Origin of the sequence: Pseudomonas sp. AO-1, assembly GCF_019775695.1 — a bacterium.
In the GTDB taxonomy this organism is placed as follows: Bacteria; Pseudomonadota; Gammaproteobacteria; order Pseudomonadales; family Pseudomonadaceae; genus Aquipseudomonas; species Aquipseudomonas parakoreensis.
Map to the genome: position 1 here is coordinate 2858943 of NZ_CP079947.1, position 24950 is coordinate 2883892.

At 65.0% G+C, this 24950-nt stretch carries 2 protein-coding genes (1 of these 2 only partly in view); both read left to right on the plus strand.

The genetic code is table 11. The features are described 5' to 3' along the window. Entirely contained in the window at positions 1-13014 is a 13014-nt protein-coding gene (locus tag KVQ82_RS13260; protein ID WP_222019102.1) for a non-ribosomal peptide synthetase, read from the plus strand. Continuing rightward, positions 13011-24950: the 5' portion of a non-ribosomal peptide synthase/polyketide synthase gene (locus KVQ82_RS13265; protein ID WP_222019103.1), read on the plus strand. It continues 5883 nt past the right edge of the window; only the first 11940 of its 17823 coding nucleotides appear in the window; it begins with the start codon at positions 13011-13013; its stop codon lies beyond the right edge, outside the window. The genes KVQ82_RS13260 and KVQ82_RS13265 overlap by 4 nt, the downstream gene beginning before the upstream one ends.

The following is a 24950-nucleotide window of genomic DNA, read 5'->3' on the forward strand; positions in this document are numbered from 1 at the left end:
ATGCATTTCAGCGAACTGATGGCTGTTCTTTCCACCCATGCGATCCGCCTTCAACAGGAAGATGAAGACCTGGTCATTCTGGGCAGCGACGACGCGCTGGACGATGCGTTGTGGGACAGCCTCAGCGAACACAAGGCGCAGTTGCTGGAACTGGTCGCGCAAAACGGTGGCGACTGGCTGAGCCCGGCGTTTCGCATCACCCCGGACATGCTGCCGCTGGTGACTCTGGATCAGCCGACCATCGATCGCCTGGTCGCCAAAGTACCCGGCGGCGCCGCCAACCTGCAGGACATTTACCCGCTGGCGCCGCTGCAGGAAGGCATGCTCTATCTGCACGTGTCGGCACCCGCCGGTGACCCCTACGTGTCGCAAGCGCGGTTCGCCTTCGACAGCCGCGAACGTCTGGAGGCCTTCGCCGAGGCGTTGCAGTGGATGATCGAACGCCACGACATTCTGCGGACCTCGTTCGTCTGGGAGCGTCTGGACGAACCGTTGCAAGTGGTGCAGCGGCAGGCTCGTCTGCACTGCGAGGAAATCGCCCTCGACTCGGGCGCGGATGTCCTGGCGCAACTGCTGGAGCGCCACGACCCACGATTCTTCCGCCTCGACATCCGGCAGGCGCCGCTGCTGCGTCTGGTGTACGCCATGGATCCGGCCAACGGGCGCGTGGTCGCGCTGTTGCTGTTCCACCACCTGATCATGGACCACGTCGCGCTCGATGTGGTGCGCCGCGAAACCCGCGCGCATCTGCTCGGCCAGACCGCGCAGGTCGGGCCGCCGGTGCCGTACCGTGATCATCTGGCCAAAGCCCGTCTGCGGCTGGACGAGCAGGTTCACGAAGCGTTTTTCCGCGAGATGCTCGCCGACATCGACGAGCCGACCTTGCCGTGTGGTTTGCAGGACGTGCAGGGCGACGGCCAAGGCATCGAAGAAGCCTTGCTGATGCTCGACACAGACTTCAGCCGGCAACTGCGCGGCCAGGCGCGTCAGCTCGGCGTCAGTGTGGCGAGCCTGATGCACCTGGCGCTGGCGCGGGTGCTCGGCCAGTTGTCGGGCCGCACCGCTGTGGTGTTCGGCACCGTGTTGCTGGGGCGGATGGAGGCGGGTGAGGGCGGCGAACAGGCGCTGGGGATGTTCATCAACACCTTGCCGCTGCGGGTGGATGTCGGGCAGGACGGCGTGCGTGCCGGGGTGCTGGCCACCCATCGACGCCTGACCGCGTTGCTCGGCCATGAACAGACCTCGCTGGCCCTGGCCCAGCGTTGCAGTGCGGTGGCGGTGCCGACGCCGTTGTTCAGCGCGATTCTCAACTATCGCCACAGCAGCAGCGAAGAGATCGCCGAGGTCAGCGAACTGGCCCCCGGCGTGCAAGTGCTGGGCGCCCGCGAACGCACCAACTACCCGCTGACGATCAACATCGACGACCTCGGCGAAGACTTGCGCATCACCGCGCTGGCGGATGCGGCGCTGGGTGCCGAACGCATCGCCGCTTACCTGCACACCGCGTTGCACAGCCTGCTGCAGGCCTTGCAATCGACTCCGGATGCGCCGCTGCAACGCCTGAATATCCTGCCGGCGGCCGAGCGCGAATACCTGCTGCACGGGGTCAACTCGCCGTTGCCGCAATTCCCGGAAACGCCGTTGATCCATCAGCAGTTCGAAGCGCATGCGGCGGCACGCCCGGAGGCCACAGCGCTGCTGTTCGAGGAGCAGACACTGAGCTACAGCGAGCTCAACCGCCGCGCCAATCAGCTTGCGCATCACCTGCTGGCACAGGGAATTCGCCCGGATCAGCGCGTGGCGATCTGTGTCGAGCGCGGCCCGCAAATGCTCATCGGCCTGCTCGGTATCCTCAAGGCGGGCGCCGGTTATGTGCCAATCGACCCGACGTATCCGCTGGAGCGCATCGCCTACACCCTGCAGGACAGCGCCCCGGTGGTGGTGCTGACCCAGGCCGATACGCTGGATCGGGTTGGCGCGCTCAACGTGCCGAGCATCGATCTGGACAGCGTGCAGTTGCAGGCTGAACTCAGCAGCAATCCGCAGATTCCCGAGCTGAGTCCGAGTCATCTCGCCTACGTGATCTACACCTCGGGCTCCACTGGGCTGCCCAAAGGCGTGATGGTCGAACACCGCAACGTCACGCGCCTGTTTTCCGCGACCCACGACTGGTTCAACTTCAACCCGCAAGATGTGTGGGCGCTGTTCCATTCCTTCGCCTTCGATTTCTCGGTGTGGGAAATCTGGGGCGCGCTGGCGTTCGGCGGCCAGTTGCTGCTGGTGCCGCAGGCCGTCAGCCGCTCACCGGACGACTGCTACGCGCTGCTGTGCCGCACTGGCGTCACCGTGCTCAATCAAACGCCGAGCGCCTTCCGCCAGTTGATCACCGCGCAGGGCCGCAGCCCGCTGCAGCACTCGTTGCGCGAAGTGATCTTCGGCGGCGAAGCGCTGGAACCGGGCCTGCTCAAACCGTGGTACGCGCGGGTCGGCAATGCCGGTACGCGGCTGGTGAACATGTACGGCATCACCGAAACCACGGTGCACGTGACCTATCGGCCACTGGAGGCAGCGGACGCGCTGCTGGTCGGGCGCAGCCCGATCGGTGTGGGCATTCCCGACCTGCAACTGTACGTGCTCGACGCGCAGCGCGAGCCGGTGCCGGCCGGCGTGATCGGCGAGTTGTACGTCGGCGGCGCCGGGGTTGCCCGGGGTTATCTCAATCGTGACGCGCTGACTGCTGAACGCTTTATCGCCGACCCGTTCAGCGGCCGTGCCGAGGCGCGACTGTACAAGACCGGTGACCTGGCGCGCTGGTCAGCGGATGGCAGCCTCGAATACCTCGGGCGCAACGACGATCAAGTGAAGATCCGTGGTTTCCGCATCGAACTCGGTGAAATCGAAGCTCGCCTGGCAGCCTGCGCCGGTGTGCGCGAAGCGCTGGTGATCGCTCGCGAAGACAGCCCCGGTGACAAGCGTCTGGTCGCCTACTGGCTGGCCGCCGCAGGCACTGAACCGAGCGCCGCGCAATTGCGCGACGCGTTGCTGCAATCGCTGGCCGACTACATGGTGCCAAGCGCGTTTGTGCGCCTCGACGCTTTACCGCTGACCACCAACGGCAAACTTGATCGCAAAGCCTTGCCACAACCGGACAGCGATGCGTTCGCCCGGCGCGGCTTCGAAGCTCCGCTGGGACCGGTGGAAACCCTGATCGCCGGAATCTGGCAGACCCTGCTCGGTGTCGAGCAGGTCGGGCGGCACGACAATTTCTTCGAACTCGGCGGCCATTCGCTGTTGGCGGTGAAACTGATCGAACGCATGCGTCAGCACGACTTGCAGTGCGACGTGCGCGTGCTGTTCGGTCAGCCAAGCGTCGCGGCGCTGGCGGCGACCCTGAGCCACAGTCACGCCCTGCGGGTGCCGGACAATCTGATTGCCGCCGATTGCACGCGGATCACCCCGGACATGCTGCCGCTGGCCACGCTGGATCAGGCCGCCATCGACCGCGTGGTCGCCACTGTGCCCGGCGGCGTCGGCAATGTGCAGGACATTTACGGCTTGGCACCTTTGCAGGCGGGGATCCTCTATCACCATCTGGCGACCAGCGCCGGTGACCCCTACGTGCTGCAGGCGCAATTCGCCTTCGCCGGACTGGCGCAGATCAAGGCCTTCGTCCGTGCGTTGAACGCGGTGATCACACGCCACGACATTCTGCGCACCAGCGTGGTCTGGGAAGGGCTTGAAGAGCCGCTGCAAGTGGTCTGGCGTGAAGCGCCGCTGGCGCTGGAACGGGTCGATGCCGACCTGATTGAGGGCGATGTGCTGACGCAGATGCAGGCGCGGTTCGATCCACGGCACTACCGCCTCGACCTGCGCCGCGCGCCGCTGATGCGTCTGGCCTACACCGAAGACCGTGAACAGCAGCGCTGGGTCGGCATCCTGTTGCTGCACCACATCGTGCTCGACCACACTGCACTGGAAGTGCTGCTCGCGGAAATGAACGACAGCCTGTACCCGAGCGGTGCCGAGTTGCCGATGCCGGTGCAGTACCGCAACTACGTGGCGCAGGCGCAACAGCAGGCCGATACCCAGGCGCATGAAGCGTTCTTCCGCGACATGCTTGGCGACATCGACGAGCCGACCGTGGCCTTCGGTGTGCAGGACGTACATGGCGACGGCAGCAGCATTATCGACAGCGAGCAGGTGCTCGACGCCGGCGTAGCCGAGCGGTTGCGCGAGCAGGCGCGCCGCCTCGGCATCAGCGCGGCCAGCCTGGTACACCAGGCCTGGGGCCAGGTGCTGGCGCAGGTTTCGGGGCGCGAAGAGGTGGTATTCGGCACCGTGTTGCTCGGGCGCATGCAGGGCGGCGAGGGCGCCGACCGCGCACTCGGCATGTTCATCAACACCTTGCCGCTGCGGGTCAGCGTCGGCGCGACGGCGGTGCAGCAAGGCGTGCGCTCTACCCATGAACGTCTGGCGCAACTGCTGGCGCATGAGCAGGCCTCGCTGTCGCTGGCCCAGCGTTGCAGCGGTGTGGCCGCGTCGCTGCCGCTGTTCAGCAGCTTGCTCAACTATCGCCACAGCGCGACCAAACCGGCAGGTGTGACCTGGGACGGGATCGAGATTCTCAGCTCGCGCGAGCGCAGCAACTATCCGCTGGTGGTCAGCGTCGATGACCTCGGCACTGGTTTCCGCCTGAGCGTGCAAGCGGTGCCGCAGGTGGATGGTGCGCGGGTCTGCGATTACTTGCAGACCGCGCTGCACAATCTGCTGACGGCGCTGGAGCACAATCCGGCCACACCGCTGCGACAGATTTCGGTGATGTCGCCGAGCGAACGGCAGCGGGTCCTGGTCGGCTTTAACATCAGCGGTCGCGATTACCCGCAGGCGCGGACCGTGCAGCGTTTGTTCGAGGCCCAGGCGGCCGCGCACCCTGCAGCGTTGGCGGCGGTGCAAGGTACGCAGCAGTTGCGCTATGGCGAACTCAATCAACGGGCCAATCGTCTGGCACATCACCTGATTGGCCTCGGTGTGCAGCCCGATGACCGGGTGGCCCTGTGCGCCCGGCGCAGTCCGGACATGCTGGTCGCGCTGCTGGCGATCCTCAAGGCCGGCGCCGGTTATGTGCCGGTTGATCCGGCGTATCCGCCGGAACGCATCGCCTACCTGTTGCAGGACTGCGCCCCGGTGGCGGTCGTGGCGCAGGCATCGACTCGCGATCTGCTCGGTGGCGTGCCGGTCATCGATCTGGACAACGACCTCTGGCAGCACCTGTCGGATGCCAATCCGCAGGTGCCGGCATTGACGCCGAACCATCTGGCTTACGTGATCTACACCTCCGGCTCCACTGGCCAACCGAAAGGGGTGATGGTCGAGCATGCGACCCTGGAAAACCTCGTGCACTGGCACGCTGAAGCCTTTGATTTGCAGGCCGGCAGCCAGACCGCGAGTGTCGCCGGTTTCGGTTTCGATGCGATGGCCTGGGAAGTCTGGCCGGCACTGTGTGTCGGCGCGACCTTGCACCTGCCGCCGCAGTCGATCCGCAACGAGCACCTCGACGAGCTGCTCGACTGGTGGTGCGCGCAGCCGTTGCAGGTCAGCTTCCTGCCGACGCCGGTGGCCGAATACGCGTTCAGCCGGAAATTGCGGCACCCGACTCTGCGTACGCTACTGATTGGCGGCGACCGACTGCGTCAGTTCAATCGCCAGCAAACCTTTGAAGTGATCAACAACTATGGCCCGACCGAAGCCACGGTGGTCGCCACCTCGGGTCGGGTCGAGCTGGATCAGCCGCTGCACATCGGCCGCCCGATTGCCAATGCCAAAATCTATGTGCTGGACGCCGAGCAGCGCCCGGTGCCGGCGGGGGTGGCGGGCGAGTTGTATGTCGGCGGCGCCGGCGTGGCGCGCGGTTACCTGAATCGCCCGGAGCTTAGCGCTGCGCAGTTCCTCTTCGATCCGTTCAGCGACGAGCCGCAGGCGCGCATGTACCGTACCGGCGATCAGGCGCGTTGGCTGGCCGACGGTAACATCGAGTACCTGGGGCGCAATGACGATCAGGTCAAACTGCGTGGTGTGCGTATCGAGCTCGGTGAAATCGAAGCTGCGCTCGGCAGCCACGCGGCGCTGCGGGAGGCGGTGGTTCTGGTTCGCGACGAGCGGCTGATTGCGTGGTTCACCGAGCGCACGGCGGTCGATATTCAGCAGTTGCACACGCATTTGCAGGCACGCTTGCCGGATGCGCTGCTGCCGGCGGCATACGTACGTCTCGATGCGCTGCCGTTGACCGCCAACGGCAAGATTGACCGCAAGGCCTTGCCGGAGCCGGAGCAGGGCGCGTGGCTCAGCCGCGAATATGAAGCGCCACAAGGTGCGGTGGAAACTGCGCTGGCGCAGATCTGGATCGACGTGCTGAACGTCGAGCGGGTCGGTCGTCACGACAACTTCTTCGAACTGGGCGGGCATTCGCTGTTGGCGGTGAGCCTGATCGAACGCATGCGCCAGATCGACCTCGCGGCTGACGTGCGCGTGTTGTTCAAGCAGCCGACTCTGGCCGCACTGGCCGCCGCTGTGGGCAGCGGTCGCGAAATCGAAGTGCCGGCCAACCGCATCCCGCCGGGTTGCACGCACATCACCCCGGACATGCTCAGCCTGACCGAGCTCGATCAGGCGAGCATCGAGCGCATCGTCGCCACCGTGCCCGGTGGCGCGGCCAATGTGCAGGACATTTATCCGCTGGCACCGTTGCAGGAAGGCATTCTTTACCACCACTTGAGCGCCGAACAGGGCGATCCGTATCTGCTGCAATCGCGGCTGATCTTCGACAGCGTGGAGCGTCTGCGCACCTTCAGCCGAGCCTTGCAACAGGTCGTCGCCCGTCACGACATTCTGCGCACCAGCGTGGTCTGGGAAGGCTTGCCGAGTCCGCATCAGGTGGTGTGGCGTGAGGCGCCGCTGGTGGTACAGGCGGTGCCGCTGGATCCGGCTCAGGGCGACGTCCTCGAACAGTTGCACGCGCGCTTCGATGCCCGCCACAACCGCCTCGACCTGAGCCAGGCGCCGCTGATGCGCATCGTCTACGCCGAGGATCCGGCGCAGCAACGGGTGGTGGCGATCATCCTGTTCCAGCACCTGATTCTCGACCACACCGCCATGGAAGTGGTGGGCCAAGAGATGCGCGCGTTCATGTTCGATCAGGCCGACCGCCTCGGCACGCCGATGCCGTACCGAAACTACGTGGCGCAGGCGCGTCTGGGGGCCAGCGAGCAGGAGCACGAAACGTTCTTCCGCGACATGCTTGGCGATATCGATGAACCGACCCTGCCGTTCGGTCTGCATGACGTGCAAGGCGATGGCGGCGACATCGAGGAGGCGCAGCAAGCCGTCGATGCCGGGCTGACCCTGCGCCTGCGAGAACAGGCGCGGCAGTTGGGTGTCAGCCCGGCGAGCCTGATGCACCTGGCCTGGGCGCAGGTGCTGGGGGTACTTGCCAACCGCCGCGACGTGGTGTTCGGCACGGTGCTGTTGGGTCGCTTGCAGGGCGGCGAGGGCGCGGATCGCACCCTGGGCGTGTTCATAAACACCTTGCCGCTGCGGGTGGATGTCAGCGAAGGCGTGCAGTCTGCTGTCAAGACCACCCACGCCCGGCTGACCGCGCTGCTGGCCCATGAACACGCGCCACTGGCGCTGGCCCAGCGCTGCAGCGCGGTGTCCGGCGCGCCGCTGTTCAGCGCACTGCTCAACTACCGGCATACCGTCGCCGAGGCGCAGCCGCGTGACGGTCAGGGCATCTGGGAAGGCGTGCAATTGCTCGGCGGCGAAGAGCGCAGCAACTATCCGCTGACCCTCAGCGTCGACGATCTCGGCGCAGACTTTTCCCTGTCCGTGCTGGCGTTGACGCAGATCGGCGCGCAACGCATCTGCAGCTACATGCACACCGCGCTGGAGCATCTGCTGCACGCACTGGAGCAGGCGCCACAGCGTCCGCTCAACCGTTTGCCGATTCTCTCGGTCGATGAATACGAGCGCTTGCTGGTCGGTTTCAATCCGACCGCAGCGGCCTATCCGCGCGGTGCAACGATTCAGACACTGGTGCAAGTGCAGGCCGCGCAGCAGCCGCAGGCACTGGCGGTGGTGCAGGGCACGCAACAGCTGACCTATGCGCAACTCAATCAGCAGGCCAATCGCTTGGCGCATCACTTGCTCGGCCTCGGCGTGCAGCCGGACGACCGGATTGCCGTGTGCCTGCCACGAAGCCCGCAGATGCTGGTGGCGCTGCTGGCGATTCTCAAGGCTGGCGCCGGTTATGTGCCGGTCGACCCGGCGTATCCGGCGGAGCGCATCGCCTACCTGTTGCAGGACAGCGATCCGGTGGCGGTGCTGGCGCAGGGCTCGACCCGCGAGCTGCTGGGCCGGGTGCCGGTGATCGATCTGGATCAGAACCTCTGGCAGCACCTGGCGGAGACAGATCCACAACTGCCGACGCTGACCCCGGCGCATCTGGCTTACGTGATCTACACCTCGGGTTCGACCGGCCAGCCGAAAGGCGTGATGGTCGAACACGCGACCCTGGAAAACCTTGTGCACTGGCACTGCGAGGCGTTCGACCTGCATGCCGGCAGCCACACCGCCAGCGTCGCCGGTTGCGGTTTCGACGCGATGGCCTGGGAAGTCTGGCCGGCGCTGTGTGTCGGCGCGACCCTGCACCTGCCGCCGCCGTCGATCAGCAACGAACATCTGGATGAGCTGCTCGACTGGTGGCGCGCACAGCCGTTGCAGGTGAGCTTCCTGCCGACGCCGATTGCCGAATACGCCTTCAGTCGTGAGCTGGGGCATCCGACCTTGCGTACGCTGTTGATCGGGGGCGACAAGTTGCGCCAGTTCCCGCGTGAGCAGACCTTTGCCGTGATCAACAACTACGGCCCGACCGAGGCTACGGTGGTTGCGACTTCCGGGCAAATCCATGCCGGGCAATTGCTGCACATCGGCCGGCCCATCAGCAACGCCAGGGTTTACTTGCTCGATGAACAGCAACGTCCGGTGCCGGTTGGCGTGGCGGGCGAGTTGTATGTCGGTGGCGCGGGGGTGGCCCGTGGTTATCTGAACCGTCCCGAGCTGACCGCCGAACGCTTCCTCGAAGACCCGTTCAGTGACGAACCGCAGGCGCGCACGTACCGCACCGGCGACCTCGCGCGCTGGCTGGCCGACGGCAATATCGAGTACCTGGGGCGCAACGACGATCAGGTCAAACTGCGCGGCGTGCGGGTGGAACTGGGCGAAATCGAAGCCGCGCTGTCCAGCCATCCGGCGGTGCAGGGCGCGGTGGTGCTGGTGCGCGAGGCGCGGTTGATTGCCTGGTTCACTGCTCGAACAGCGGTCGATATCGAGGAACTGCGCGCGCATTTGCAAGCGCATCTACCGCAGGCACTGGTGCCGGCAGCTTACGTGCGGCTTGAGACGCTGCCCCTGACCGCCAACGGCAAACTCGACCGCAAGGCCTTGCCCGAACCGGATCAGGACGCCTGGCTCAGCCGCGAATACGCAGCGCCGCAAGGGCCGGTGGAAACTGCGCTGGCGCAGGTCTGGGCCGAGGTGCTGCAAGTCGAGCAGGTCGGACGGCACGACAACTTCTTTGAACTGGGCGGACATTCGCTGCTGGCGGTGACCCTGATCGAGCGCATGCGTCAGCTCGGCCTGAGCACCGACGTGCGCGTGCTGTTCAGCCAGCCAACCCTGGCCGCGCTGGCGGCCGCCGTCGGCAGCGGTCGCGAAGTTGCGGTGCCGGCCAACCTGATTCCGCACGGTTGCACGCACATCACTCCAGACATGCTGACGCTGGTGCAACTGGATCAGCCAGCCATTGAGCGCGTGGTTGCCACGGTGCCGGGCGGGGCCGCCAAAGTGCAGGATATTTATCCGCTGGCGCCGTTGCAGGAAGGCATCCTTTATCACCACTTGAGCGCCGCGCAGGGCGATCCATACCTGCTGCAATCGCGCCTGGCATTCGACAGCCTTGAACGCTTGCAGGCCTTCGCCGCCGCGCTGCGTCAGGTCATGACACGTCATGACATTCTGCGTACCGGAGTGGTCTGGGAAGGGCTGGCGACGCCGGTGCAAGTGGTCTGGCGTGAAGCCGAGCTGCCACTGCAGGAGGTTGCATTCGATCCGGCGGGCGGTGATGTTCTGGCGCAGTTGTATGAGCGTTTCGACGCGCGGCATTACCGCATCGACCTCAGTCAGGCGCCGCTGATTCGCCTGGTGTATGCGCAGGATCCGGCCAACCAGCGGGTGGTCGCCATGCTGCTGTTCCATCACATCGCCATGGATCACACGGCGCTGGAAGTGGTGCAGCAGGAACTGCAGGCGCTGCTTTTCGGTCACGGCGAAGCCCTGATCCCCGCCGTGCCGTATCGCAATTACGTGGCGCAGACCCGGCTGGGTGTCAGCGAGCAGGAGCACGAAGCGTTTTTCCGCGCGATGCTCGGTGAAATTGACGAACCGACGCTGCCGTTCGGTCTGCTGGATGTGCACGGTGACGGCCATGACATCGAAGAAGTCCGTCAGCGAGTGCCCGAAGCCTTGGCGCGGCGCTTGCGCAGCCAGGCGCGGCAGATGGGCGTAAGCGTCGCGAGCCTGTTCCATCTGGCATTTGCTCAGGTATTGGCGGCGACTTCCGGACATGAGCGCGTGGTGTTCGGCACCGTGCTGCTGGGGCGGATGCAGGGCGGTACCGGCGCCGATCGCGGTTTGGGAATGTTCATCAACACGCTGCCGCTGCGGGTGGATCTGGGCGATGTTTCGGTGCGTGCCGGGGTACGTACGACCCATGCGCAACTGACCGCATTGCTCGGCCATGAACATGCGTCACTGGCATTGGCCCAGCGTTGCAGCGGGGTGGCCGCGCCGTCGCCGCTGTTCAGCGCCATGCTCAACTACCGGCACAGCGTCAGCGCAGAACAGTTGCAAGCCAATCGCCTGGCCTGGCAAGGCATCGAAAATCTGTCCAGCGAGGAGCGCACCAACTACCCGCTGAGCTTCAACGTCGATGACCTGGGGCAGGGCTTTGACCTTACAGCGATGACCCCTTCACAGATTGGCGCGGCGCGGGTGTGTGGCTACATGCAGCAGGCGCTGGCGGGGCTGGTCGAGGCGCTGGAGCAGACACCGCAGCAGGCGTTGAACCGCCTGCCGGTGCTGGCGGATGCCGAGCGTCAGCAGCTGCTGTTCGGCCTCAATGCCACGGACGTCGATTACGACCTTAAGCAGACCATTCACGGGCTGTTCGAAGCGCAAGTGGCGCGTACGCCGCAGGCACCCGCCGTGGTCGCGGGTGAGCAGCCACTGAGCTACGCCGAACTCAACGCCCGGGCCAATCAACTGGCGCGGCATCTGCGTGAATTGGGCGTAGGGCCGGATGCGCGGGTGGCGATCTGCGTCGAGCGTGGTCTGGACATGGTGGTCGGGCTGCTGGCGATCCTCAAGGCCGGTGGCGGTTATGTGCCGCTGGATCCGGCGTATCCGCTGGAGCGTCTGGCTTACATGCTCGAGGACAGCGCCCCGTTGGCGGTGTTGGTGCAGGGAACCACGCGCTCGTTGCTCGGTGACGTTGGCGTGCCGGTGATCGACCTGGATCAGCCGCATTGGCAAACGCTGCCGACAGACAATCTTGCGATAACCGAACTGACCCCGCAGCACACTGCGTACGTGATCTACACCTCCGGCTCTACTGGCCAGCCGAAAGGTGTGATCAACGAGCATCGCGGGGTGGTTAACCGCTTGCTGTGGATGCAGGACGCTTACCAACTGAGTTCCGCCGACACGGTATTGCAGAAAACCCCGTTCAGCTTCGACGTCTCGGTCTGGGAGTTCTTCTGGCCGCTGATGACTGGCGCTCGATTGGTCATGGCCCGGCCCGAGGGGCACAAGGATCCGCTGTATCTCAGCGAAATCATCGAACGCGAACACATCACCACGCTGCACTTCGTGCCGTCGATGCTCGACGTGTTTCTCGCTCACGGTGACAGCGCACGTTGCAGCAGCCTGCGGCAAGTCATGTGCAGCGGCGAAGCGTTGCCGGGCAGCGTGGTGCGGCGTTTCAAACAGCAACTGCCGGGCAGCGAACTGCACAACCTCTACGGCCCGACCGAAGCGGCAGTGGACGTGACCGCGTGGAACTGCGCCGGGCCGCTGGAACAAACCCCAGACAACACGCCGATCGGCAAACCGATCGCCAATACCCGGATGTACATCCTCGATGCCCAGCAACAACCGGTGCCGCACGGCGTGGTCGGCGAGCTGTACATCGGTGGCGTGCAGGTGGCGCGCGGTTATCTGAATCGCCCGGAACTGAACGCCGAACGCTTCCTCGACGATCCGTTCCAGAGCAATGGGCGGATGTACCGTACCGGCGACGTCGCCCGCTATCTGGCGGACGGCAACATCGAGTACCTGGGCCGCAACGACGATCAGGTGAAGATTCGTGGTTTGCGCATCGAACTCGGCGAGATTCAGGCGCGTTTGACCCAGATCGACGGCATTCAGGAAGCCGCAGTGCTCGCCCGCGAAGATGCATCCGGCGACAAGCGTCTGGTGGCGTACTACACCGGGGCACGCCTGGAAATCGACGTGCTGCGCAGCCACTTGCTGGAGCATCTGCCGGACTACATGGTGCCTGCGCTGTTCGTGCATCTCGATGCACTGCCGCTGAGCCCCAACGGCAAACTCGACCGCAAGGCGCTGCCGGCGCCGGATCAGGCCGCATTGCCGGTGCGCGAATACGAAGCCCCGGTGGGCGACGTCGAAATCACCCTCGCACGGCTCTGGGCCGAGTTGCTCAACGTCGAGCGGGTAGGGCGCCACGATCATTTCTTTGAACTGGGTGGTCACTCGCTGCTGGCGGTCAGTCTGATCGGCCGGCTGCGTCAGGAAGGCATGGAAGCCGATGTCAGGTCGCTGTTCGAACATCCGACCCTGGCCGGCTACGCCGCAATTACCGAACGAATGGAGATCGTCCTGTGAACGTGATCGAACTGTTGGCCACATTGAAGGCTAAAGATATTCAGCTGGCGGTCGCGGACGACCAATTGCGGGTCAATGGCAACAAGCAGGCCTTGAACGACCCGGCGTTGCTGGCGCTGTTGCGCGAGCACAAACCGGCGCTGATCGAGCTGATCAAGGCCGGGCAGTACTCGGCCAGCAAACACGGCCAGGTCGAAGTGCCGGCCAACGGCATCGTCTCAGGCACCACGCACATCACCCCGGCGATGCTGACGCTTGTCGAGCTCGACCAGGCGACCATTGACCACCTCGTCGCACAAGTCCCCGGCGGCGCGGCCAACGTGCAGGACATCTACCCGCTGGCGCCGTTGCAGGAAGGCATCCTGTATCACCACGTCAGTGCCGGTGACGGTGATCCGTATGTCATGCAATCGCATTTCGCCTTTGCCAGCCGCGAGCGTTTTCAGGCGTTCGCCCAAGCGCTGCAAGCGGTGATCGACCGTCATGACATCCTGCGTACCGCTGTGCATTGGGCAGGACTGGATGCGCCGGTGCAGGTGGTCTGGCGCCGGGCCGAACTGCCGGTGGAAGACGTGACGCTGCCAGAACCCGCCTGCGACGTTCTGGCGTATCTGCATGAGCGCTTCGACGCACGGCATTTCCGCCTCGACGTTACCCAGGCACCGCTGATGCGTCTGGCCCACGCGTGGGATGAAGCGGGGCAGCGGGTGATCGCCACGTTGTTGTTCCATCACATGGCGCTCGACCACTCGGCACTCGACGTGGTGCGCCACGAAATGCGCGCCTGCCTCACCGGGCAGCGTGAACGGCTCGGGCGCCCGGTGCCATTTCGCAACTACGTGGCGCAGGCGCGTCTGGGCGTCAGTGAGGCCGAGCACGAGGCGTTTTTCCGCGAGATGCTCGGCGACATCGACGAACCGACGCTGCCTTACGGCCTTCAGGATGTGCAGGGTGACGGCAGTGAAATCGTCGAACTCAGCGTGCCGGTGCCAACGTTATTGGGCCAGCGTCTGCGGGCGCAGGCGCGGACCCTTGGCGTGAGTGTCGCGAGCCTGTTCCACCTCGGCTGGGCGCAGGTGCTGGCCGCGCTGACCGGCAAGCAGCAGGTGGTGTTCGGTACCGTGCTGATGGGCCGCATGCAGGGCGCCGAAGCGATTGACCGGGCGCTGGGGATTTTCATCAACACCTTGCCGTTGCGGGTGAATATCGACGGGCAGGACGTGCGCGCGGCCGTCAACGCCACCCACGCGCGGCTGACCACGCTGATGCGTCACGAACACGCACCACTGGCCCTGGCTCAGCGCTGCAGTCACGTGGTGGCGCCGACGCCGCTGTTCAGCACGCTGCTCAATTATCGTCACAGCCACAACGTCGCCACCGCCAGCGCCGAAACCCTCGCGGCGTGGGACGGTATCTCCACGTTGCACTCCGAAGAGCGCAGCAACTATCCGCTGACGATGAGTGTCGATGACCTCGGTGACGCCTTCAGCCTGACCCTGCTGGCCAGCACCGAGACCGATCCGCAGCGCATCTGCGACTACCTGCTCTGCGCACTGCAGAACCTGCTGCTCGCCCTGGAGCAGGCGCCGCAGACACCGGTCAATCAATTGCCGATCCTGCCGGCGGCAGAGCTTGAACAGCTGTTGCGCGGCTTCAATGCCACTCAAGTGGATTTCCCTGCTGCACAGACCATTCAGCAACGTTTCGAGGCGCAGGTGGCCGAACGGCCGGACGCGCTGGCGGCAGTGTTTGCCGACGTGCAACTGACCTACGCCGAACTCAATCAGCAAGCCAACGCCTTGGCGCAGCACCTGATCGGCCTGGGCGTGAAGCCTGACGACCGAGTCGCCATCGTCGCTCGCCGTGGGCTGGACACCCTGGTCGGACTGGTGGCGATCCTCAAGGCCGGCGCCGGTTACGTGCCGATTGACCCGGCGCACCCGGCGGAGCGCTTGAACTACCTGCTCGACGACAGCGCGCCAGTCGCTGTACTGACCCAAAGCCATCTACGCGAGCGACTGCCGGCGCTAAACGTGCCGGTGCTCGAACTCGACCGCTGCAACTGGCCGCAGGGCGTGACCCATAATCCGCGCGTTCCCGGCCTGAGTACCAAAAACCTGGCCTACGTGATCTACACCTCCGGCTCCACCGGTCTGCCCAAAGGCGTGATGGTCGAGCATCACACCTTGAGCAACCTGGTCGACTGGCACTGCACCGCGTTCGACCTCTGTGCCGGTCGCCACACCTCAAGCCTCGCCGGTTTCGGTTTCGATGCGATGGCCTGGGAAGTCTGGCCGGCGTTGTGCGCAGGCGCGACCCTGCATCTGGCGCCGACCCACGAGGGCGGCGAAGACATCGACGCCTTGCTCGCGTGGTGGTGCGCGCAGCCGCTGGACGTGAGCTTCCTGCCGACCCCGGTGGCCGAATACGCCTTCGGCCTGAACCTCGAACACCCGACCCTGCGCACGCTGCTGATCGGCGGCGACCGCTTGCGTCAGTTCAACCGTAACCAGCATTTCGACGTGATCAACAACTACGGCCCGACCGAGGCCACGGTGGTCGCGACTTCAGGTCGGGTGCAAAGCGGCGACGCGCTGCACATCGGCAAACCGCTGAGCAATGCCACGGTGTACCTGCTCGACGAACAGCAGCGCCCGGTGCCGCTTGGCGTAGCGGGCGAGTTGTACGTTGGCGGTGCCGGGGTTGCCCGTGGCTACCTGAATCGCCCGGACATGACCGCCGAGCGCTTCCTGCGCGACCCGTTCAGCCCCTTGCCGAATGCGCGGATGTACCGCACCGGCGACCTTGCACGCTGGCGTGAAGACGGCAACATCGAGTACCTGGGGCGCAACGACGATCAGGTGAAGATCCGTGGCGTGCGCATCGAGCTGGGCGAGATCGAAACCTGCCTCAACCAGTTGCCGGGGATTCAGGAGGCGGTGCTGCTCGCTCGCGAAGATCAACCCGGCCAGCCACGACTGGTGGCGTACTTCACCGAGCAGCCGCAGGTCGAAGCGCTGCCGGTGGGCGAGTTGCGCGCGCAACTGCTCAGCCGGTTGCCGGAGTACATGGTGCCGACCGCGTTCGTCAAACTCGCCGCGTTGCCGCTGACCGCCAATGGCAAGGTCGACCGCAAGGCCTTGCCGGCGCCGGATCTGGCAGCGCTGTTCACCCGCGAGTACGCAGCGCCCGAAGGCGAGGTAGAAACCGCGCTGGCGCAGATCTGGGCCGATGTGCTGCAAGTCGAGCGGGTCGGGCGGCAGGATCACTTTTTCGAACTCGGCGGGCATTCGTTGCTGGCGATGCGCATGGTCTCGCAAGTGCGCCAGCGCCTGGGTGTCGAGCTGGCGCTGAGCGATCTGTTCGCCAACGCCGAACTGGCGGCGGTCGCCTCAGTGCTGAGCGAGGCCGGACGCTGTGCGCAACCACAGATCGTGCCGGTCCCGCGTGACGGCGCGTTGCCGCTGTCGTTCGCCCAGCAACGCCTGTGGTTCCTCGCGCAAATGGAAGGCGCCAACACCGCCTACAACATTCCCGTGGCCCTGCGGCTGCGTGGCCGTCTCGACGACGCGGCGCTGCAACGCGCACTGGCGCGGATCGTCGCCCGCCACGAAACCCTGCGCAGCCGTTTCGCGCAATTCAACGACGAAGCCCAGGTGCTGATTGCCCCGGTGGACACCGGCCTGCTGCTGCGAGTCGAAGACCTGCGCCAGCACCCGCAACCCGAGGAAACCCTGCAGGCACTGATTCAGGGCGAAGCCTCCGGGCCGTTCGACTTGCAGGACGATCCGTTGATTCGCGGGCGACTGGTGCGGTTGGCCGACGATCACCATGTACTGTTGCTGACCCTGCACCACATCATCTCTGACGGTTGGTCGATGGGGGTTTTGACCCGCGAACTGATGGCGCTGTATCAGGCGTTCAGTCATGGCCAGCCGGATCCGTTGCCGCCTCTGGCGCTGCAATACACCGACTACGCGGTGTGGCAGCGGCGCTGGCTCAGCGGCGAGGTGCTGCAGCGTCAGAGCGAATACTGGCAACAGACCCTCGCCGGCGCCCCGGCACTGTTGATGCTGCCGACCGATCGGCCGCGCCCGGCGCAGCAGGACTATGCCGGCAGCAGCGTTGCCGTCGTGCTCGACGAGCGGCTAAGTGCCGGGCTCAAAGCCTTGGGCCAGCGCCATGGCGTGACCCTGTACATGACGCTGATGAGTGCCTGGGCGATGCTGCTCAGCCGCTTGTCCGGGCAGGCGGACGTGGTGATCGGTTCGCCAGTGGCCAACCGCACCCGCGCCGAAATCGAAGGCCTGATCGGCATGTTCGTCAACACTCTGGCCTTGCGCATCGACACCTTGGGCGAGCTGAGCGTCGAAGCGCTGCTGGCGCGGGTCAAGGCGCAAACCCTGCAAGCGCAGGCGCATCAGGATCTGCCGTTCGAGCAAGTGGTGGAAATCACCCGGCCCGTGCGCAGCCTGGCGCACAGCCCGTTGTTCCAGACCTTGCTCAGTTGGGACGGTCTCGAAAGCCCGGCGCTGGCCCTCGGCGAACTGACGCTGGAAGGCGTGGCCGAGCCGAGCCACTTCGCCAAGTTCGACCTGTCGCTGAGCCTCAGTGAGTCCAACGGCATCATTCGCGGATCGCTGGAATACGCCACGGCGTTGTTTGACCAGAGCACGGTCGAGCGCTTCGTCGGTTACTTCCAGCGCCTGTTGCAGGCGATGGTCGGCAATGATCAGGCGCTGCTGGAACAGGCGCCGCTGCTGGCGGAGGAGGAACAGCAGCGTTTGTTGGTCGAGTTCAATGCCACGGCGGTCGATTACAACCTTGATCAGACCATTCACGGATTGTTCGAGGCGCAAGTGGTGCGCTCGCCGCAGGCACCCGCCGTGCTCGCTGATGAACAGCCACTGACTTATGCCGAACTCAACGCCCGGGCCAATCAACTGGCGCGGCATCTGCGTGAATCGGGCGTAGGGCCGGATGCGCGGGTGGCTATCTGCGTCGAGCGTGGTCTGGACATGGTGGTCGGGCTGCTGGCGATCCTCAAGGCCGGTGGCGGTTATGTGCCGCTGGATCCGGCGTATCCGCTGGAGCGTCTGGCCTACATGCTGGAGGACAGCGCGCCGCTGGCGGTGCTGGTGCAGGGTTCGACGCGTTCGTTGCTCGGTGACGTTTCGGTGCCGGTGATCGACCTGGATCAGCCGCACTGGCAGTCGCTGCCAACGGAAAACCTGCATGTCAATGAGCTGACCCCGAATCACACCGCGTACGTGATCTACACCTCCGGCTCCACCGGCCAACCGAAAGGCGTGATCAACGAACATCGCGGGGTGGTCAACCGCCTGTTGTGGATGCAGGACGCTTACCAACTGAGTTCTGCCGACACGGTGTTGCAGAAAACCCCGTTCAGCTTCGACGTCTCGGTTTGGGAGTTCTTCTGGCCGTTGATGACTGGCGCCCGACTGGTCATGGCCCGGCCCGAGGGACACAAGGTTCCGCTGTATCTCAGCGAAATCATCGAACGCGAACACATCACCACGCTGCACTTTGTTCCCTCGATGCTCGACGTCTTTCTCGCCCACGCCGACACCGCACGCTGCAGCAGCCTGCGTCAGGTGATGTGCAGCGGCGAAGCCCTGCCGGGCAGCGTGGTGCGCCGCTTCAAACAGCAACTGCCGGGCAGCGAACTGCACAACCTCTACGGCCCGACCGAAGCCGCAGTGGACGTGACCGCGTGGAACTGCGCCGGGCCGCTGGAAAGCACACCGGACAACACGCCGATCGGCAAACCGATTGCCAATACCCGGATGTACATCCTCGATGCCCAGCTACAACCGGTGCCGCACGGCGTGGTCGGCGAGCTGTACATCGGTGGCGTACAGGTGGCGCGCGGTTATCTGAACCGTCCGCAGCTGAACGCCGAACGCTTCCTCGACGATCCGTTCCAAGCCAATGGGCGGATGTACCGCACTGGCGACGTCGCCCGTTATCTGGCGGACGGCAATATCGAATACCTCGGTCGCAACGACGATCAGGTGAAGATCCGTGGCTTGCGCATCGAACTCGGCGAGATTCAGGCACGCCTGACCCAGATCGATGGCGTGCAGGAAGCCGCCGTACTGGCTCGCGAAGACGTGCCGGGGGACAAGCGTCTGGTGGCGTATTACACCGGCGCACGGCTGGAAACCAACGTGCTGCGCAGCCATCTGCTGGAAAACCTGCCGGACTACATGGTGCCTGCCGTATTCGTGCATCTCGATAGATTGCCGCTGAGCCCCAACGGCAAACTCGACCGCAAGGCGTTGCCGGCGCCGGATCTGGCGGCGCTGACCGCCCGTGAATATGAAGCCCCGGTCGGCGAAGTGGAAATCGCCCTCGCGCAGCTCTGGGCCGAGTTGCTCAAGGTTGAGCGGGTAGGGCGCCACGACCATTTCTTTGAACTGGGTGGCCACTCGCTGTTGGCAGTAAATCTGGTGGCGCGCATGCGTCGCGCCGGTCTGACGGCCGACATTCGCGTGCTGTTCAACCAGCCGACCCTCGCCGCACTGGCCGCTGCGGTGGGCGGTGAACCGGAGGCCGAAGTCGCGGCCAACCTCATCACCACGGACTGCACACGCATCACTCCCGAGCTGCTGCCACTGGTGGCGCTCGACCAGCCGAGCATCGACCGCATCGTCGCCAGCATCCCCGGCGGCGCGGCCAACGTGCAGGATATTTACCCGTTGGCGCCGTTGCAGACCGGCATCCTCTTTCATCACTTGTCCGCCGCCCAGGGCGATCCGTATGTGTTGCAGGCGCAGTTTGCGTTTGCCGATGAGCAACGCTTGAACAGCTTCACCCAAGCCTTGCAGAACGTAATCCAGCGCCACGACATCCTGCGCACCTCGCTGTTCTGGGACGGCCTGCAAGACCCGGTGCAAGTGGTCTGGCGTGAGGCGCCGCTGGCGTGCGAAGCGCTGGAACTGAATGACGCGGACGGCGATGTGCTGGAGCAATTGCGCCGCCGCTTCGACGCCGCGCAGTACCGTATGGCCGTCAATCAGGCGCCGCTGATGCGCGTGGTGCACGCGTGGGACGCCGCCAATCAGCGGGTGGTGGCGTTGTTGCTGTTCCATCACCTGGTGATGGACCACGTGGCGCTGGAGGTGCTGCAACACGAAATGCAGGCGTTCCTGATCGGCCAGCCGCAACGCCTGGCCGAGCCGGTGCCGTATCGCAATTACGTGGCGCATACCCTGTCCGGGTTGAGCGACCAGCAGCACGAAGCGTTCTTCCGCGAGATGCTCGGTGACGTCGACGAACCAACCTTGCCTTACGGGCAGAACCCGGCGCCGGAAGGGCTGGCCACGCAGGCAAAGTTGAGCCTCGACACCGCGCTGAGCCGCAACCTGCGCAGTCAGGCGCGGCGTCTGGGTGTCAGCGCGGCGTGCCTGATGCACCTGGCGTGGGCGCAGGTGCTGGGGCCATTGTCCGGTCGTGACGACGTGGTGTTCGGTACGGTATTGCTCGGTCGCTTGCAGGGCGGCGAGGGCGCCGAACGCGCGCTCGGGGTGTTCATCAACACCTTGCCGCTGCGCATTGATCTGCGCGCGCACAGCGTCAAGGGCGCAGCACTGGCGACACATCAATTGCTCAGCCAGTTGCTGCAGCACGAACACGCACAACTGGCGCGCATTCAGCATTGCAGCGCCATGGCGCCGAGCACGCCGCTGTTCAGCACGTTGTTCAATTACCGTCATGGTGCCTCGGCGGGTGGCGGTTCTGCCGAGGCCCGGGCGGCCTGGCAGGGCATGCAATTGCTCGAGGCCGAGGAGCACAGCAACTACCGCCTGACCCTCAGCGTCGACGACCTCGGCGAAGGCTTCAGCCTGACCGCACTGGCCGGCGCCGGCATCGATGCGCGGCGCATTTGCGACTATTTGCAATGCGCCTTGCACGCGCTGGTGGAGGCGCTGGAGCACTCGCCGCATCAAGGCTTTGAACGGCTGTCGATCCTGCCGGGCGCCGAGCGCGAGCAGGTGTTGCACACCTTCAACGCGACCCGCGCCGATTACCCGCAGGGGCTGACGATCGCTCAGCGTTTCGAGCAGCAAGCCATTGAACGGCCGCAGGCGCTGGCAGCGATGTTTGCCGGTGCTTCGCTGAGCTATGCCGAGTTGAACCGCCAGGCCAACACCTTGGCGCATCATCTGATTGCATCGGGTGTACAGCCTGACGACCGCGTGGCCATTGTCGCCCGGCGCGGTCTCGATACGCTGGTCGGGCTGGTGGCGATTCTCAAGGCCGGCGCCGGTTATGTGCCGGTGGATCCGGCGCACCCGGCGGAGCGCCTGAGCTATCTGCTGCAAGACAGTGCGCCCGTCGCGGTGCTGAGCCAAAGCGATCTGCGTGAACGCCTGCCGGCACTTTCGGTGCCGCTGATCGATCTTGATCTGCGCCAATGGCCAAACGACCGAACCGATAACCCGTCGCTGCCGGCCCTGACCCCGCAGCACCTGGCCTACGTGATCTACACCTCCGGCTCCACTGGCCTGCCGAAGGGCGTGATGGTCGAGCATCAGACCCTGAGCAACCTGGTGGACTGGCACTGCGCGGCCTTCGATCTGCACGCTGGCAGTCATACCTCAAGCCTGGCCGGGTTCGGTTTCGACGCCATGGCCTGGGAAGTCTGGCCGGCCTTGTGCGTTGGCGCGACCGTGCATCTGGCGCCAAACCATGACGGCAACGAAGACATCGACGCGCTGCTGACCTGGTGGCGTGCGCAGCCGCTGGACGTGAGCTTCCTGCCGACCCCGGTAGCCGAATACGCCTTCAGTCAGGAGCCGGCGCATTCGACCCTGAAAACCCTGTTGATCGGCGGCGATCGTCTGCGCCAGTTCAACCGCAACCAGCCGTTCCGGGTGATCAATAACTATGGCCCGACCGAGGCTACCGTGGTCGCCACCTCCGGCCTGATTGCGGCGGGCGACGTCTTGCACATCGGTAAACCGGTGAGCAATGCCACGGTGTATCTGCTCGACGCACAGCAACGTCCGGTGCCGCTGGGCGTGATGGGCGAGTTGTATGTCGGCGGTGCCGGCGTGGCCCGGGGTTACCTGAACCGTCCGCAGATGACCGCCGAACGCTTTCTGCGCGATCCGTTCAGCAGCGTGCCAAATGCACGTCTGTACCGCACCGGCGACCTGGCGCGCTGGCGCGAGGACGGCACGCTTGAATTCCTCGGGCGCAACGACGATCAGGTGAAAATCCGTGGCGTGCGTATCGAGTTGGGCGAGATCGAAACCCGCCTCAATCAGCTCCCCGGCGTCCAGGAGGCGGTATTGCTGGCCCGTGAGGACGAACCCGGTCAGCCACGGTTGGTGGCGTATTACACCGAGCAGGGCGCATCGTTGAGCGTCGCTGATCTGCGCGCGCACCTGCTCGCGCAATTGCCTGAGTACATGGTGCCGGCGGCGTTTGTCCGGCTCGACGCGTTACCCCTGACCGCCAATGGCAAGGTTGATCGCAAGGCATTGCCGAAACCTGACCTGACTGCGCTATTCACCCGCGAATACGTCGAGCCGCAAGACGCGCTGGATACTGCGCTGGCGCAGATCTGGGCCGAGGTGCTGCAGGTCGAGCGGGTTGGCCGCCATGATCATTTCTTCGAACTCGGCGGCCATTCGCTGCTGGCCATGCGCATGGTCGCGCAAGTGCGTCAGCAACTGGGGCTGGAACTGGTGCTGGCCGATCTGTTCGCCAACCCTGAACTGGCGGCGGTCGCCGAGTGCCTGTGCGTAGCGCAGGTCAGTAGCCAATCGCCGATCGTCGCGGTGCCGCGTGACGGCACGCTGTCCTTCGCCCAGCAGCGCCTGTGGTTTCTCGCGCAAATGGACGGCGGCAATTCGGCGTACAACATTCCGCTTGGCCTGCGCCTGCGTGGACGGCTCGATGGCGAAGCCTTGCAGCGCGCGCTGACGAAGATCGTTGCGCGCCACGACACCCTGCGCAGCCGTTTCGTCAGCGTCGACGATCAGGCGCAGGTGATGATTGCACCGGTCGACAGCGGTCTGCTGTTGCAGGTGGAGGACCTGCGCCAGGACCCTCAGGCCGAAGCCACGGTGCAGGCACTGCTCGCGCAGGAAGCCGCGACGGCCTTCGATCTGCAGCACGATCCACTGATTCGCGGACGCCTGATTCGTCTGGCCGACGAGCAGCATGTGCTGTTGCTGACCGTGCATCACATCGTCGCCGATGGCTGGTCGATGGGTGTGCTGACCCGTGAGCTGATGGCGCTGTATCAGGCCTTCAGTCACGGTCAGCCGGATCCATTGCCACCACTGGCGCTGCAATACGGCGACTACGCCGTGTGGCAGCGGCGCTGGCTCAGCGGTGAAGTGCTGCAGCGGCAGAGCGATTACTGGCAGCAGACCCTCGACGGCGCGCCGGCCTTGCTGACCTTGCCCACCGACCGTCCGCGTCCGGCACAGCAGGACTTTGCCGGCAGCAGCGTCGAAGTACGGCTGGACGAGCGCCTGAGCACCGGGCTCAAAGCCTTGAGTCAGCGTCACGGCGTGACCCTGTTCATGACCCTGATGAGTGCCTGGTCGCTGTTGCTGAGTCGTTTGTCCGGGCAGTCCGACGTGGTGATCGGTTCGCCGGTGGCCAACCGCACCCGGGCCGAGATCGAAGGCCTGATCGGCATGTTCGTCAACACCCTGGCGCTGCGTATCGACACCTCGGGTGAACCGAACGTGGCCACGCTGCTGGCACGGGTCAAGGCGCGCACGCTGGAGGCGCAGGCGCATCAGGACCTGCCGTTCGAGCAAGTGGTGGACATCGCCCGGCCGGCGCGCAGTCTGGCGCACAGCCCGTTGTTCCAGACCACGCTGAGCTGGGACAGCAGCGTCGGCCCGCACCTGGCGCTGGGCGATCTGAGTCTTGAGGGTGTGGCTGCGCCGGGCCGGGTGGCCAAATTCGACCTGACTTTGACCCTGGCTGAGGTCAACGGGGTGATTCGCGGTTCGCTGGAATACGCCACGGCGTTGTTCGATCACGCGACCGTCGAGCGTTATGTCGGCTACTTGCAGCGCCTGCTGGCGGCGATGGTCAACGATGAGCGGACAGTGCTGGAGCATGTGCCGTTACTCACCGAGTCTGAGCGCCAGCGCTTGCTCTACGACTTCAACGCCACTGCACGCGAATACCCGCAAACACTGACCGTGCACGGGATTTTCCAGCAGCAGGCAGCGGCGCATCCCAAGGCGGTGGCGGCGGTGCATGGCGAGCATTCGCTGAGCTACTTCGAGCTGAACGCTCAGGCCAACCGTCTGGCGCATCACTTGATCGGCCAAGGCGTGCAGCCGGGCGACCACGTGGCGATCCTGTTGCCGCGTTCGCTGGAATTGCTGGTGGCGCAACTGGCGATTGCCAAGTGCGCGGCGGCCTATGTGCCGCTGGATATCAATGCGCCGAGCGAGCGGCAGGCGTTCATGGTCGAGGACTGTCAGGCCGCAGCGTTGCTGACCCTCAGCCGTGAAGTCATCGACTACGCTGCACCACGCATCGACCTCGACCGCTTGACCCTCAGCGGCCAACCGACGCACAACCCGAATCTGGCGCAGTCCTCGGAATCGCTGGCGTACATCATGTACACCTCCGGCTCCACCGGCACGCCGAAAGGTGTGATGGTGCCGCACCGCGCCATCGGCCGCCTGCTGCTGAACAACGGTTACGCCGATTTCAATGCGCAGGATCGCGTGGTGTTCGCCTCCAACCCGGCCTTCGACGCCAGCACCATGGACATCTGGGGGCCATTGCTCAACGGCGGACGCGTGGTGGTGATCGATCACCAGACTTTGCTTGATCCGAACGCCTTTGGCCGCGAGTTGAGCGCAACCGGGGCGACGGTGCTGTTCGTCACCACTGCGCTGTTCAACCAGTACGTGCAGCTGATT